Source organism: Qipengyuania aurantiaca (assembly GCF_019711375.1).
GTDB lineage: Bacteria > Pseudomonadota > Alphaproteobacteria > Sphingomonadales > Sphingomonadaceae > Qipengyuania > Qipengyuania aurantiaca.
The window spans coordinates 556,085-569,999 of the sequence record NZ_CP081295.1 but is presented as its reverse complement, the minus strand read 5'-3'; the positions used below and the strand labels follow the sequence as shown (position 1 = coordinate 569,999).

Below are 13,915 nucleotides of genomic sequence, written 5' to 3'. Positions count from 1 at the left end.
CTACTCTGCTGCTTCCAGTTTCTCTCTGTCGCCGGTCGCGGCCTCCTGCCGCCCCCGCAGGCGGAGCAGGCCGTCCTCGACCGGGTCGGTGGCCATGCGCTTGCGGTCGAGCACATATTCCTGGTTGAGCCGCCAGGGATATTGCAGCGCGTTCTTGGGCATGATGTGCTTGGAACGCTGGATATAGCCGGAAGAAAAGTCGAAAATATCGTCCTCTTCCAACCCGTGATCCTGCGGCAGGACCGGCACGGCAACCTCCGCACCCTTGGCCTTCATCACGTTGAGCACGCGGCACACGTAATCGGAATTGATATCGGCACGCAGCGTCCAGCTGGCGTTGAGATAGCCGAACACCACCGCAAGGTTGGGCAGGTTCGAGAACATGCAGCCCTTGTAATAAAAGCGCTCGGCCAGATCGACCGCTTCGCCCTCGACCGACAGCCTGATCTTGCCGGCCACGGCCAGCTTCAGGCCCGTGGCCGTGACGACGATGTCGGCGGGCAGGAAGCTGTCGTCCTTCAGCCGCACGCCGCCCTTTTCGAAGGCCTTGATCTGACCGGTGACGACCTCGGCCTTGCCGCCCTTGATCGCTTCGAAAAGATCGTCGTCGGGCACGAGGCAGAGCCGCTGGTCCCACGGATCGTAGGGCGGGGTGAAGGGGGCAAGGTCGTAATCCTTCCCCATGATCTTCGTGATCTTCTTGTGCAGGAACTGCTTCACCTTCTCGGGCTTGGTGCGCGCCCGCTTGAAGCCGATGTCCTGCAGCTTGATGTTCTTGAAGCGGGTGATGCGATAGGCGAGCTTTTCTGGCAGCACCTTGCGCAGGAAATTCGCGAACCCGTCCTTCGCCGGACGCGAGAACATCCAGGTCGGCGTGCGCTGGAGCATGGTGACCTTTGCCGCCTTGTCCGCCATCGAGGGCACGATTGTAACCGCCGTCGCCCCCGATCCGATGACCACCACGCTCTTGCCCGCATAGTCGAGGTCTTTCGGCCAGAACTGCGGATGGATGACCTGCCCGGTAAAGTCCCCGAAGTCGAAGCCCGGATCGTAGGGCTCGTCATAGTCGTAATAGCCCGATCCGAGATACAGCCAGTTCGCGGTCAGCTTCTTGCGTTCGCCATCCTCGGTTTCCAGCGTCACGTGCCAGCGGGCATCGGCTTCGCGCCAGTCGGCAGCGACGACCTTGTGGCCGAAGCGAATGTGGCGGCGAATGTCGCGCTCGTCGACGATGCGGTCGAGATAGTCGAGTATGGCCGGTCCATCGGCAATGCTCTTCTCATGCTTCCACGGCTCGAAATCGAAGCCCAGCGTGTGCATGTCGCTGTCCGAGCGAATGCCGGGGTAACGGAACAGGTCCCAGGTGCCGCCCAGATTTTCGCGCCGTTCGACGATGGCGAATGTGTGATCGGGCGCTTTCTCCCGCATATGCGCGGCCATGCCGATGCCGGAAATGCCGGCGCCGACGATCAGCACATCGAAATCGGTGGCGCGGTTGCTTGCTGGTCTCTCTCCCATGAGGCGCAGACTAACCCAAGCGACGCGAGAGGGGAAGCACGAGTTGCGAGGTGCAACCTATTGCGGTTTCTCTTCGGCTCGCGCGGCAAGGGCGCGGCGGCGCTCGGCAGGCGAGGGATGGCCTGCGGACGGCACTTGCGCGACTGTTGTGCCTCGGGGTGTGGCGAGCCACCAGAAGAACACGGCGAGCGCCAGCGGACCGAAGTAAAAGGGTGTCGAGCGCAGCAGCGTAAGAAGCGTGCCGTCCCTAAAGCCGAGCACCGTCATGGAGATCGCCAGCGCATAGGCGAGGCGGGCCAGCGGACTGGCGCGGTTGACCAGCAGCAGGCGGTGGAGTCCGCCGAAGATCAGCGCGAAGATGCTCGCCTGGATGACGATGCCCGGATAGCCGAGGCTCATCCACCCGATCCCCGGCAGCGAGCCTGTCATCCCGATGGGGCGGCCATAATCCCACAGCGAAAAGTGCTGGATGGGGGAACCCACCGGCTTGCCTTCCCACAGGGCGCGCGGGATCGGCTCGGTGAAGATCTGGAGGGTGTGGGCGAAATAGTCGTAAGTGCCGGTCCGCTCCGGCACCGCGTAGACCATGTATTCGAAATATTCGAGATTGGCGAAATCCATATGCTCGAGCGGGTCGAGCGCTTCTTCGTCGATATAGCCGTCGGAAAGATCGTCGCTGATCAGGGCGCGGACAGCGCCGCCGCGGTCGATCACGATCTGGTTGAAGGCGACCGCCGCCACCAAGGCCAGCGCAACCGCGCGCCAGTCGAACCATTTGCGCCCGGTCTCCAGCAGCCAGCATATCGCAATGGCCGAAATGGCGTAGATGATCGCGTGGCGCGATCCCGTGCCCGCCTGCAGGAAAGCGAAGACCGCGAAATAGGCCCAGCCCCACCAGCGATAGCGCGACAGCCACACCATCATCACCGACATGGGCGCCATCATCAGCGCGGAATCGGTGAACCAGCCGTTGCCCTGGATGTTGACCATCGCGCCGGTGGATGCATCGCGGACCATGCTCTCGAAATTGTTCACCCGCCGCTCCCAATTGCTGATCAGCGCAGCGAGGGCGAGCGGGGTGACAAGGCCGACCGCGGACAGGATCGGCCAGAACATCCGGGTACGAAACGCGTCGTATTCGCGCCGCAGAATGTCGCGCCGCTCTTTCGAGGCGATCCACAGCGACACGATCACGAAGGTGACCATGCACAGGTTCGCGCCAAGGATGACCGTGATCTTGGTCTCCATCGAGGGCATGAATTCGTAGAGCTGGTAGACGAAATCGAACTCGTACCAGCGCGCGACGATGGGGCGCAGCACGAAGATGAAAGCGTGAAAGGCGAGATAGAAGCTCGCCGGATGCGCGATCGAGGCTGCCGGGTGCCGCAGGTAGACGATGGTCACGAAGACCAGCAGGACGACCGAGGCGAGGAGGAGGAACTCGTACACGGGGCGCAGGTCTATCGCTCGTTCGGGCACGGGCGCAAGACGCTCATGCCTTCTTGCCGAGCGTGTGTATCAGCGCTTTCACGTCGGAAATCCTCTCGCGCGAGACGAGAGTGCGAAGGAAGTCCGCAGGGGCGATCTTGAGATGCGCAAGGGCACGCGACATGGCGGGGACCATCTGGCTCGCCTCCGCCGCGATGATCGGCAAGAGGATCACGGGCAGCGGCAGGTCCGCCGCGCCGAACAGGGTAGCCAGCGCGAGCGCCGCGGCAGAACCGGCAAGATAGCGTGTCATGACCGGCGGGTGGGCGTTCTCGGCCGCGAGGATGGCAATCGGGGCGGCCGACAGCGCGCGGAAGGTCGAGGCGCAGACCAGCACCAGCGCAACGGCGGGGGCAAAGCGGGTTTCTCCCAGCGTGTAGAGGTCCTGCGCCCAGGCACCCAGCAACATCAGGACCACGGTGAAACCCACTGCCAGAACCAGCGATCCGGCGGTCACCGTCGCCAGCATCCGCCGCTGGATGGCCTTGCGGTCTGCCTCGAGATAGCCGCTTTCGTAGAACAGCATGGCAAAGGCGATATTGGTGCCGAGGTCGAGCATCCGCGTCAGGACGCGGGTGGCAACGAAGCCCGCCAGCACGACGGCGCCGAAGGCCGCGCTCACGACCAGTACGTAGCCCTGCAGGTTGAGACCGTAAATGAGCGGCAGCATCATGAAGGCGAGCGAGGGTTTCCAGAGCTCGCCAAGGCGGCTCGACACCGGGTCATGCTCGCCCTTGAACAGGCGCGGCTCGGCGCGGCGCGCTGTATAAAGGATGTAAGCCGCCGCAAGACAGCGGAAGAGCGCGAGCGACATGGCGAGGACCGCGAGGCTCTGCGAAAAGGTGACAGCCGCGGCGATGACGACGATCTCGAGCAGGCTCGTGGCGTTGAAGAGGAAGATGTGGTCGGGATAGCGGCCGGCGACCCTGAACGGGATATCGAACACGGCCATCTGGTTCGACGCGAAAATATAGAGGGAGAGCCACGCGGCCGCCTTGGCGATGTCCCAGATCTCGACCTCGGCGCGCGGCTCGATGAGCGATGGCGTCAGGAACATGGCCGTTCCCGCAAACAGCAGCGCGAGCACGGCGGTGCTCATGGCCGAAATCGTCCATGCCGCGCGGAAGTTCGTTCGCGCAGCGCGCATGTCTCCGGCCTGCGCCGCAGCGAGGGAGGATGTCCCCCCGGCGCCGCAAAAACCGTTGCCGACCAGCGCGATATAGACGGGAATGGCAAACACGATCAGCCAGGTGCCGACCCGCTCGGGGCTCCAGTTGGCAAAGAAGATGGGCAGGGTTGCGAATTGCACGAGGATGCGCGTGCCAATCGAGGCGAGGTTGGCCGCCAGCCCGCGCGCTATCCGCCTCCCGCTGCCCGCAGCAGGACCTTGCGCCTCCTCGGCGGCATTTGCTTTCCCCTCGTCCATCCTGTTACGCGCTTTTCCACGAGTTGGGACCCGCTGCAAGCGGCGCTCGCTCTCGCCTTGGCGCAAACTGTGGGCTAGGGCGGGGACGGGCTTGAGGAGATGCCATGACGAAAGAGGGTAACGGACGCCCCCATCGGGTTACGTCGATCGATGTCGCCGAACGCGCCGGGGTGAGCCAGTCCACCGTCAGCCGCGCGCTATCGGGATCGGAAACCATCACCGAGGCTACCCGTCGGCGGGTCGAACAGGCCGCTGCCGAACTCGGCTATCACGTCAACATGCGCGCCGCGGGCCTGCGCAAGGGCGAGACCGGGACCATCGCCATCGTCGTGATCGGGCGCGACGGGCAGGGCCCCGCGGCGATCAATCCCTTCTATTACAGCCTTCTTGGCAGCACCTGCGCCGCCGCCGCCGAACGCGGCTACGAGGCGCTGGTTTCCTTCCAGGCGAAGGAGGAAGAGCTCTTCGGTCACTACGTCGGGCGGCGGCAGGCCGATGGCGTAGTGGTTATCGGCACGGCGACTAACAAACCGGCCTGGGATTATTTCCGCACCGTGGCCGATGCGAGCAGCGCGATCGCCTTCTGGGGCTCTCCCTTCGACGACGCGGTCTGGGTGCGCTCGGACAATCTCGAAGGCGGACGGCTCGCGGTTGAGCGCCTCATCGCTGGTGGCGCAAAGGATATCGTCTTCGTGGGCGACCCCAATTCCTCGCAGAAACAGTTTCGCGAACGTTACGAAGGCTATCGTGCGGCGATGGAAAAGGCCGGACTCGCCCCGCGCGATCCGCTGGTGTCCGAGGGCGAGGATCGCGTGTCGCAGGGCCGAAACGCCATCGGCCAATTGCACGAGGGCGGCGAGGCTTTCGACGGCCTCTTCTTCGCCTGCGACGCCATGGCGCTCGGCGCTCTGGAGGAATTGTCGACCCGCGGGATCGAGGTGCCCGGCACGCTCGGCGTGGTCGGCTTCGACGGCCTTGGCTCGGGCGAATTCAGCAACCCGCCGCTCACAACGGTGGAGCCCGATTTCGCCGAGGCGGGCCGCCTGCTGGTCGAGACGGCGCTGGCCGGAGACGGCGAGCGGACCGAACGCCGCGTGCCCGTGCGTCTGGTGGAGCGTGCCAGCGCGCGTTAGACGTTCGTGGATTGGTCGTTTGCCAAGCCCGCTCCGGTCGGTCTAAGCCTCCCCGCAATTCTCTAGGGGAGAGCTAAGAGACATGAAAACCAGCATCGCTTCCGCCCTCGCGCTCGTGCTCTGCGCGGGTTCCGCACCTGCCTTCGCGCAGAACCAGGAGCCCGAGCCGAGCCCCAATCCGGTCGAGGAGCAGGAGGTCGACGCCTCGCAGGACGAACTGCCGCCCGAAGGCAGCGGCGAGGCGGTCGATGCTGCGCCTGCAAACGTGCCGATTGCGGGCGAGGAGGCGAGGGGCGAAGGGTGGGACATCACCGCCCCGCGCGGCGCTACCTTGCGCGAAGTTGCCATCAACACCGATGAAGGCACCTGGATGGATGTGGCCGTCTCGCCCGATGGGCGCACGCTGGCTTTCTCAATGCTGGGCGACATCTACACCATGCCCGTTTCCGGCGGCACGCCGACGCGGATCGCGGACGGGCTGGCTTGGGAAATCCAGCCGCGCTTTTCGCCAGACGGCTCGCGCATCGCCTTCATTTCGGACCGTGGCGGCGGCGACAACATCTGGCTGATGAATGCCGATGGTTCGAACAAGCAGCAGGTCACCAAGGAGGACTTCCGCCTGCTCAACCAGCCCAGCTGGTCGCCCGACGGGCGCTACATCGTCGCCAAGAAGCACTTCACCACCCAGCGCAGCGCGGGCACGGGCGAAATCTGGCTCTATCACGTCTCGGGCGGGGGCGGTGTCCAGCTGGTCAAGCGTGCCAGCGAAGCGGTGCAGAAGGAACTGGGCGAACCGATTTACGCGCCCGACGGCAACGCGATCTACTACACCCGCAACATCACGCCGGGCGCGACCTTCGAATACGCGCAGGATTCGACGCAGGGCATCTTCAATATCGAGCGCTACGACATTGACACCGGCGAAGTAACAACGGCGGTTGGCGGGTTTGGCGGAGCTGTGCGTCCGACTCCGTCGCCGGACGGCAAGAGCCTCGCCTTCGTGCGCCGCGACAAGGACCAGTCGCAGCTGTGGGTGAAGGACCTTTCGACCGGCGAAGAGCGCATGATCTTCGGCGCGCTCGACCTCGACCTGCAGGAGACCTGGGCGGTCTACGGCGTCTACCCGATGATGGACTGGATGCCCGACGGGAAAAGCATGGTCGTCTGGGCGGGCGGCAAGCTCAACCGCGTGGCCGCAGACGGATCTGGCGCTGATGTGATCCCGTTCCGTATCTCCGACACGCGCATGGTGGCCGAAGCGCCGCACCCGGTGATCGATGTCGCTCCCGACAGCTTCACTGCGAAGATCCCGCGTTTCGCCAGCGTTTCGCCCGACGGTCGCACCGTCGTCTTCGAAAGCCTCGGCAAGCTGTATGTAAAACCGGTGGGCAGCGATGCAGCTCCGCGCCGGCTCGTCTCCGGCAGCGATGACAGTCTCGAGCTGTGGCCGGCATGGTCGCGCGACGGGGATCGGATCGCCTTCGTGCGCTGGACGGATGCCGGGCTTGGCCGGATCGTCACGGTGGATGCCCGCGGCCGGAACGAGCGCGTGGTCACTCGCCAGCAGGGGCATTATGCGGTCCCGCAATTCTCGCCCGATGGCGACACCATCGTGTTCGAGAAGCGCGGCGGCGGCTACCTTACCTCGCCGACTTACTCGGAGAATGAGGGCGTCTACGCTGTTGCGGCCAGCGGCGGAACGCCGCGCCTTGTCGCGCGAGACACCTCAACCCCACAATACGGCGCGGATGACGAACGGATTTTCATGCTCGCAAGAGAGGGCGGCAATCTGCAGCTGATCTCCGCCGATCTCGACGGCGAGGCGCGCCGCGTCCACGCCCAGGGCGATCTGGCGAACGATTTCCGTGTAAGCCCGCGCGGCGATTACGTGGCGTTTAGGCAGAATTACGAAGTCTTCGCCATGCCGCTGCTGCCCGGCGGGCAGACGGTCACCGTGGGCGAGAAAGCCAGCTCGCTGCCTGTGACGAAAGTCAGCAAGGGCGGCGCGGATTATATCGGCTGGGCCGATAACGGTTCGACGCTGCACTGGTCGATGGGCCCGGTCCTCTACCGCGCCAGCACCGCAGCCCTGACGCCGAGCGCGCCGGGCGATGAAGCGCCGAAATTCACGCCGCCCGACCGCGGCACCTCGCTGGCCCGCACGGTCCGTGCCGACAAGGCCCGCGGCGTGGTCGCCATCACCGGCGCGCGTATCCACACCATGGCGGGCGAGGGTGCCGGCACGATCGAGAACGGCACGATCCTGATCGAAGGCGATCGTATTGCCGCGATCGGTCCTGCCGCGAGCGTGCCACTACCCTCGGGCGCGACTGTGGTGGATGCCACAGGGCGTACGATCATCCCCGGCCTGGTCGACGCGCACGCCCATGGCGCGCAGGGGACGGGCGACCTGATCCCGCAGCAGAACTGGTCGCAGGTCCAGAACCTCGCCATGGGAACGACGACGATCCACGATCCCTCGTCGAGCGCGAGCATGATCTTCGCAGCGGCCGAACGCCAGCAGGCGGGGACGCTGCTCGCCCCGCGCATCTTCTCGACCGGCGAGATCATCTACGGGGCCAAGGCGCCGAGCGTCTATGCCCGGATCGACAGCTACGAAGATGCGCTCGCCCATGTCCGCCGGATCAAGGCGCAGGGCGGCATCAGCGTGAAGAACTACAACCAGCCCCGGCGCGAGCAGCGCCAGCAGGTCGTGGCTGCCGCGCGGGCGGAGAATATGCTGGTGGTGGCTGAGGGCGGTTCGCTCTTCGGCATGGACATGAACCTCGTCGCCGACGGCAATTCGACCGTGGAGCACAATCTCCCGGTCGATGTCATGTACGAAGACGTGCTGCAGATGTTCGGCGGTTCGGACACGAACTACACGCCGACGCTGACCGTGACCTACGGCGGTCTGGCCGCCGATCCTTACTGGCGGCAGGCTACCGATGTGTTCGACAACCCGCTGCTCGTCCATACGCCGCCGCGCCTGCTGCTCGCGCAGACGGGTCGCCGTGTCACCGCGCCCGACTGGGCCTTTGTCGATGACAACTCGGCCCGCGAGGCCAAGAAGCTCGCCGAACGCGGGGTCAAGGTCAGCATTGGCGCCCACGGACAGCAGCCCGGCATCGCGGCGCATTGGGAGCTGTGGAGCTTCGTGCGCGGCGGCATGAGCCCGGTCGAGGCGCTGCGCGCAGGCACGATCGAACCGGCCAAGTCGCTCGGCATGGTCCAGGATATCGGCAGCCTCGAAGTGGGCAAGCTGGCCGACCTCTTGATTCTCACCGCCGACCCGGCCGAGAACATCCGCAATTCGGACGATATCGCGCAAGTGATGCTGGGCGGCCGTCTCTACGACGCGCGTACCATGCACGAGGTCGAGACCGGCGACAGCCGCCGCCTGCCTTACTGGTGGGAATAGGAAAAAGGGCGGCTCCGGCAATGCGCCGGGCCGCCCTTTGCTAGCAAGCGCGGGAGATTAGGCCGCGCGGATGTGGAACAGGAATTCGTCGACCTTGTCGCGCAGGGTCGTCGCTTGGCCTTCGAGATCGCTGGAAGAGGACAACACCTGGCTGGCGGCAGCGCCGGCGGCCATGCTGGTGTCGCGCATGCTGGCGAGGTGCGTGGACACTTCATCCGTGCCATGCGCCGCGCGGTCGATGCTGCGCGCGAGGTCCTGTCCGGCGACAGACTGCTGGTCGACCGCGCTGGCGATGGAGATAGCGGTTGTTTCCAGCTGCTTGATCTGGTCGCCGATCGAGCGCAGCGCGCTGACGCTGGCGCCGGTCGAGGACTGCATGGCCTGGATCTGTTCGGCGACTTCCTCGGTCGCGCGGCTCGTCTGCGCGGCGAGTTCCTTCACCTCGCTCGCCACCACGGCGAAGCCGCGGCCTGCTTCGCCGCCACGCGCGGCTTCGATGCTGGCGTTCAAGGCGAGAAGGTTGGTGCGCTGGGCAATCGACTGGATAAGCTCGACGATCTGGCCGACCTGTTCGGCCGAAGCGGCAAGGGCGGAGATGGTCTCGTCCGCACCTTCCGCATCGTCCGAGGCCTTGCGGGCGAGCTCGGCCGAGTGCGAGGCCTGACGGCTGATTTCGCCGATCGACATGGCAAATTCGTCCGATGCGGCTGCGGCTGCGGTCACGCCACCCGAGGCCTGCTCCATGGCACGGCTAACATCGTTGGCCTGACCCGAAGCCTGTTCCGCTGCGGCCGCCATCGAACCGGCGGTGGCGTTGAGCTGGCTCGAGGCCGCGGCAACGCCGCCGACAACGTCGCCCACGGTCTTCTCGAAGCTGTCTGCGAGCAGCATCAATTCCTGCTTGCGCTGTTCGGACGCGGCTTTGCGGCCGGCGAAGAGTTCATCGAGCTTGTGACCGGAGCGGGCGAAAACGGCCAACGCTCGCGCAAGGTCGCCGATCTCGTCGGGGCGGCTGGTGTCGCCCACTTCGATATCGCGTGCCCCTTGCGAAAGCCGCGCCATTTCTGTCGACACGTGCTGGAAGGGCGCAATGACATCGCGCAGGATGAAACGCAGGCTGAGGATTGCTCCCAAAGCCGACACGGCGGCGAGAACGAGTACGAGCGTGCGCGCCGTTCCCGCGAATTCGGGATTGGAGAGTCCGACGACGGCGATGGCCGAAATCGTCAGAACGCCACCCAGGGTGAAAACGGAAGCTATCTTCGATTTGGCAGCGATATTCTTTGCCATGAACCAGCCATGCAAGCCGCCGGTGTGGCGAATATCTTCGATCTCGGCGCCTTCGACGGCGGCGATCTCCTGGCTGAGCTCTTCTTCGATCCTTGTCGTATGAGCGTTCACGGCACCTATTCCCCCAAAAACCCGCGCCTTTTCTACTGGCGCTTGATGGTCACCAAATCAGGCAGCCCGGACATGCTGCAAGAATACTTCCACCTGCTGGCGCAGAACGCCCGCTTGCGATTCGAGCGCGGTGGCGGAGCCGAGCACCTGGCTGGCGGCGGCACCGGTCGCGATGCTGGCTTCGCGCACCTGCACCACGCTGCCGGAAACTTCGTCGGTCGAACGCGCGGCGAGATCGATGCTGCGCGCCAGATCCTGTCCGGCGACCGATTGCTGGTCGACCGCGCTGGCAATTGAGATAGCGGTGGTCTCCAGCTGCTTGATCTGGTCGCCGATGGAGCGCAGCGCGTTGACGCTGGCGCCGGTCGAGGCCTGCATGGCCTGGATCTGCTCGGCCACTTCCTCGGTCGCGCGGCTGGTCTGGGCGGCAAGTTCCTTCACTTCGCTCGCCACCACGGCAAAGCCGCGACCCGCTTCCCCGCCGCGCGCGGCTTCAATGCTTGCGTTAAGCGCGAGCAAGTTGGTGCGCTGGGCAATCGACTGGATCAGCTCGACGATCTGGCCGACCTGTTCGGCCGAAGAGGCGAGGGCGGAGATGGTCGCGTCTGCGCCTTCCGCGTCGTCCGAAGCCTTGCGGGCGAGTTCGGCCGAGTGCGAGGCCTGGCGGCTGATCTCGCCAATCGACATGGCGAATTCGTCCGAGGCGGCTGCGGCCGCAGTGACGCCGCCCGAAGCCTGCTCCATGGCGTAATTCACATTGGCGGTCTGCTGCGTCGCCTGTTCGGCGCTGGCCGCCATCGCGGCAGCGGTTGAATTGAGCTGGCTGGAGGCTGCGGCGACGCCGTTGACCACTTCGCCCACGGTGCTTTCGAACTGCGCGGCAAGGCGCTGGAGGTCCTGCCCGCGCTCCGCACGAAGCGCTTCCTTCTCCTCGGCCATCTTCTCGAACCGGAAAGCGGCGCGCAGGAAGACATGCAGCGAGCGGGCGAGGCCGCCCAGTTCATCGCGCCGTTCAAGACCCGGAATTGTAATGGACTTGTCCCCTGTCGCGAGACGTTCCGAAGCATCGGTCAGTTCGCTTACCGTGCCGGAAATGTCGCGCGCGATGATGCGGGTGGAAAGAACGATCAGCACGATACCGGCGATAGCGACGAGGAAGAAGGCCACCATGAGGATGAAAATGTTTGACTGGCCGCGCGAATCGCTTGCCTGACCGGTTTCGATGAGCGCGGTCTTCAGCTGCTTGGTCAGTTCATTGAATTCAGCGCCTTCGACAAGAGCGCCTTCGGCAACGCCAAGGCGCGTGGTCAGATCGCTCTGGCCCTTCAGCTGGGCGAGGCGATCGTTGAAGGTGTTGAGGCCCGCGCGCAGTTCGGCGATGGCCGCCGCCTGGGCCGGAGCCACCTCATTGACCTGGGTGGCGATGGCGTTGAGGTCGCGGCGCGCATCCTGCAACGAAGCGCGAGCTGCGTTAAGTGACGTGGTATCGCCGTAAAGGGCATAGCGCTGGATTTGCAGTTGTGCCGCGTCGGCTCCGGATGTGAGCTCGGTCGAGAGCACGATGAGCTCGGAGATCTGCATGCGCTCCTTGCGCAATTCGATCGCCAGCCATCCGCCCAGAACGATCGACATGAGGATCGCAACCACCGCACCAATGTTCGCAAAGGCGACGAGGCTCAGCTTGCTGCCGATGGAAAGGTCGGCGAACTTGCCGCGCAGGCCTTCGCTTCCCGCACCGATGTCGGCCAGGATCGCGCGGTCTTCGGCGATCTCGTCGGAATAGTATTTGCTGGTGTCGACTTCGGCCGCGCCGAAATCGTGCGAAAATGCGTTCATGCTACCTTGACCCCCCGGTCATCGTCTTCGGAACTCTCGGACGACAGGATTTCCTGCCCGAGATGCTGTTTGATCTGGTCAGCCGGCATGGCCTTGAAATAGAGCCAGCCCTGGATCTGGTCGCACCCGGCAGCGCGGACCATGTCGGCCTGTTCTTCGGTTTCCACGCCCTCGGCGGTGACTTCCATCTTCATCGCGCGGGCCATGGTGATGCTGGAAAGCATCATGGCGCGGCTGGAATCGTCCTCGCTTGCCTGCACCACGAGGCTGCGGTCGAGCTTCAGTTTCTCGAAGCGGAACTGGCGCAGGAAGCCTATCGAGGCGTAGCCTGTGCCGAAATCGTCCAGCGCGACGCTGACGCCAAAGCCGCGGATGAGGTTGAGGCTGCGCTCGGCAACCACCGGGTCGAGCACGAGGCAGGTCTCGGTCACTTCGAGTTCGAGGCGTTCGGGATCGAAGCCGGTTTCCTCGAGGATGTGGCCGAGCTGGATCGGAAATTCCGGATTGCGCAGCTGGGCGGCGGAAATGTTGACCGAGAGGGTCACGCCTTCCCATTCCAGCGCGTCGCAGCAGGCCTGGCGCAGGACCCAAAGGCCGATGGGATTGATCAGGCCCGATTCCTCGGCGACCGGTATGAAGGTGTTGGGTCCGATGGACTTGCCGTCGGGGCGTTCCCAACGCAGCAGGCTCTCGACCGAGACGACCTTGCGCGTCGTGCTGTCGACCAGCGGCTGGTAATGCATGCGGAACTCGCCGAGCGAGAGCGCCTGGCGCAGTTCGTCGTCGAGCTGCTTGATCTGTTCGCGGCTGCGGTCGAAGGCTTCGTTGAACCAGGTGCAGCGCATCTTGCCGCCTCGCTTGGAGGCGTACATCGCCACATCGGCGCGGCGCAGCAGTTCCGACGAGGTGACTTCCTGCCCCGGCGCGTTGCGGGCAAGGCCGATGCTGGCGCCCAGCGTAAGGCGGCGGTTGTCGACCTTGATCGACTTGGCGAGCCGCTCGATAATCCGGCGGCAATGGCCTTCGAGCAGCGTGCCGGCGAGCTCGCCATGCATCAGGACGGCGTATTCGTCCCCGCCGAGGCGATAGAGATCGGCCTCTTCCCCGCAGATGTCGCGGATGATGCGGGCGATCTCCTTGATCGTCGCGTCGCCGAGGATGTGGCCGTAATGGTCGTTGATGATCTTGAAGCCATCGAGATCGACTATGGCGAGTGCGACCTCCTGATCGGGCGACATCATTTCGGTGATGTCGCGGTGCAGGGCGCGGCGGTTGGGAAGGAGGGTCAGGGCGTCGCTATTCGAAAGGCGCTCGAGCTTCTTGAGGTGCCTGATGCCCATGACCGCGAAGCCGCCGATGCTGGCGAGCAGGGCAACAAAGCCGCCGCCGATCACCGCCTTCATGGAGCCCACGCCGAACTGCGGACCGAAGAGAGCGAGGATGGCCGTGACGCTGACGATCCCGCCAAGGGCAGCAAGCGGCGCGAAAATCATCACGCGGGTGCTTTGCTGAGCCATTTCCGTATGTGAACGCACGCGAGAATCTCCCTCGATGGCCAATTCCATCCGAACCTCGCAAGCGGTAACGCGCATTCGCTAATTAACGGTAAACCCGAAATTTACCTTGGCGGGAAAGCACGAGGTCGGGTCGCCGCGCGAGCGACGGATTCCAGCTGTTCAAGAAGGGGAGCGG

8 protein-coding genes are annotated in these 13,915 nt (G+C 64.8%); 2 read left to right on the top strand and 6 right to left on the bottom strand.

What is annotated here, in order from left to right:
• From K3148_RS02735 to K3148_RS02725, 3 genes are read right to left on the bottom strand one after another with little or no spacing between them, the layout of a single operon-like run.
• The gene (locus tag K3148_RS02735) at positions 1-1,518 is read right to left on the bottom strand and encodes a flavin-containing monooxygenase (protein ID WP_221425808.1); all 1,518 of its coding nucleotides are present in this window, start codon (positions 1,516-1,518) and stop codon (positions 1-3) included.
• A 57-nt stretch (positions 1,519-1,575) separates the two neighbouring features.
• Complete coding sequence (locus tag K3148_RS02730) at positions 1,576-2,967, bottom strand: hypothetical protein (RefSeq protein ID WP_221425807.1); 1,392 nt, start codon at positions 2,965-2,967, stop codon at positions 1,576-1,578.
• A 43-nt stretch (positions 2,968-3,010) separates the two neighbouring features.
• Positions 3,011-4,432 carry a polysaccharide biosynthesis protein gene (locus K3148_RS02725; RefSeq protein ID WP_221425806.1) on the bottom strand — a complete coding sequence of 474 codons (1,422 nt, stop codon included), beginning with the start codon at positions 4,430-4,432 and terminating at the stop codon, positions 3,011-3,013.
• A 104-nt stretch (positions 4,433-4,536) separates the two neighbouring features.
• Here K3148_RS02725 and K3148_RS02720 point away from each other — a divergent pair, with 104 nt between their 5' ends.
• Together K3148_RS02720 and K3148_RS02715 are read left to right on the top strand one after the other, a co-directional pair.
• Positions 4,537-5,565 (top strand): LacI family DNA-binding transcriptional regulator, encoded by a 1,029-nt coding sequence (locus K3148_RS02720; RefSeq protein WP_221425805.1) that lies wholly within the window; start codon positions 4,537-4,539, stop codon positions 5,563-5,565.
• An 82-nt stretch (positions 5,566-5,647) separates the two neighbouring features.
• On the top strand, positions 5,648-8,986 hold the full coding sequence (locus K3148_RS02715; RefSeq protein ID WP_221425804.1) for an amidohydrolase family protein: 3,339 nt from the start codon (positions 5,648-5,650) through the stop codon (positions 8,984-8,986).
• A 57-nt stretch (positions 8,987-9,043) separates the two neighbouring features.
• Here the strand turns inward: K3148_RS02715 and K3148_RS02710 are convergent, their stop codons facing one another.
• From K3148_RS02710 to K3148_RS02700, 3 genes are read right to left on the bottom strand one after another with little or no spacing between them, the layout of a single operon-like run.
• A complete protein-coding gene (locus K3148_RS02710; protein ID WP_221425803.1) occupies positions 9,044-10,387 on the bottom strand; it encodes a methyl-accepting chemotaxis protein in 1,344 nt (447 codons plus the stop codon).
• A 57-nt stretch (positions 10,388-10,444) separates the two neighbouring features.
• Entirely contained in the window at positions 10,445-12,223 is a 1,779-nt protein-coding gene (locus K3148_RS13835; protein ID WP_247711623.1) for a methyl-accepting chemotaxis protein, read from the bottom strand.
• Positions 12,220-13,758 (bottom strand): putative bifunctional diguanylate cyclase/phosphodiesterase, encoded by a 1,539-nt coding sequence (locus tag K3148_RS02700; protein ID WP_247711622.1) that lies wholly within the window; start codon positions 13,756-13,758, stop codon positions 12,220-12,222. The genes K3148_RS13835 and K3148_RS02700 overlap by 4 nt, the downstream gene beginning before the upstream one ends.
• Positions 13,759-13,915 lie beyond the last annotated feature (157 nt).

Coding starts and splice junctions, on each gene's coding strand:
- K3148_RS02735 (WP_221425808.1), bottom strand. CDS start 1,518: ATGGGAGAGAGACCAGCAAGCAACCGCGCCACCGATTTCGATGTGCTG.
- K3148_RS02725 (WP_221425806.1), bottom strand. CDS start 4,432: ATGGACGAGGGGAAAGCAAATGCCGCCGAGGAGGCGCAAGGTCCTGCT.
- K3148_RS02720 (WP_221425805.1), top strand. CDS start 4,537: ATGACGAAAGAGGGTAACGGACGCCCCCATCGGGTTACGTCGATCGAT.
- K3148_RS02715 (WP_221425804.1), top strand. CDS start 5,648: ATGAAAACCAGCATCGCTTCCGCCCTCGCGCTCGTGCTCTGCGCGGGT.
- K3148_RS13835 (WP_247711623.1), bottom strand. CDS start 12,223: ATGAACGCATTTTCGCACGATTTCGGCGCGGCCGAAGTCGACACCAGC.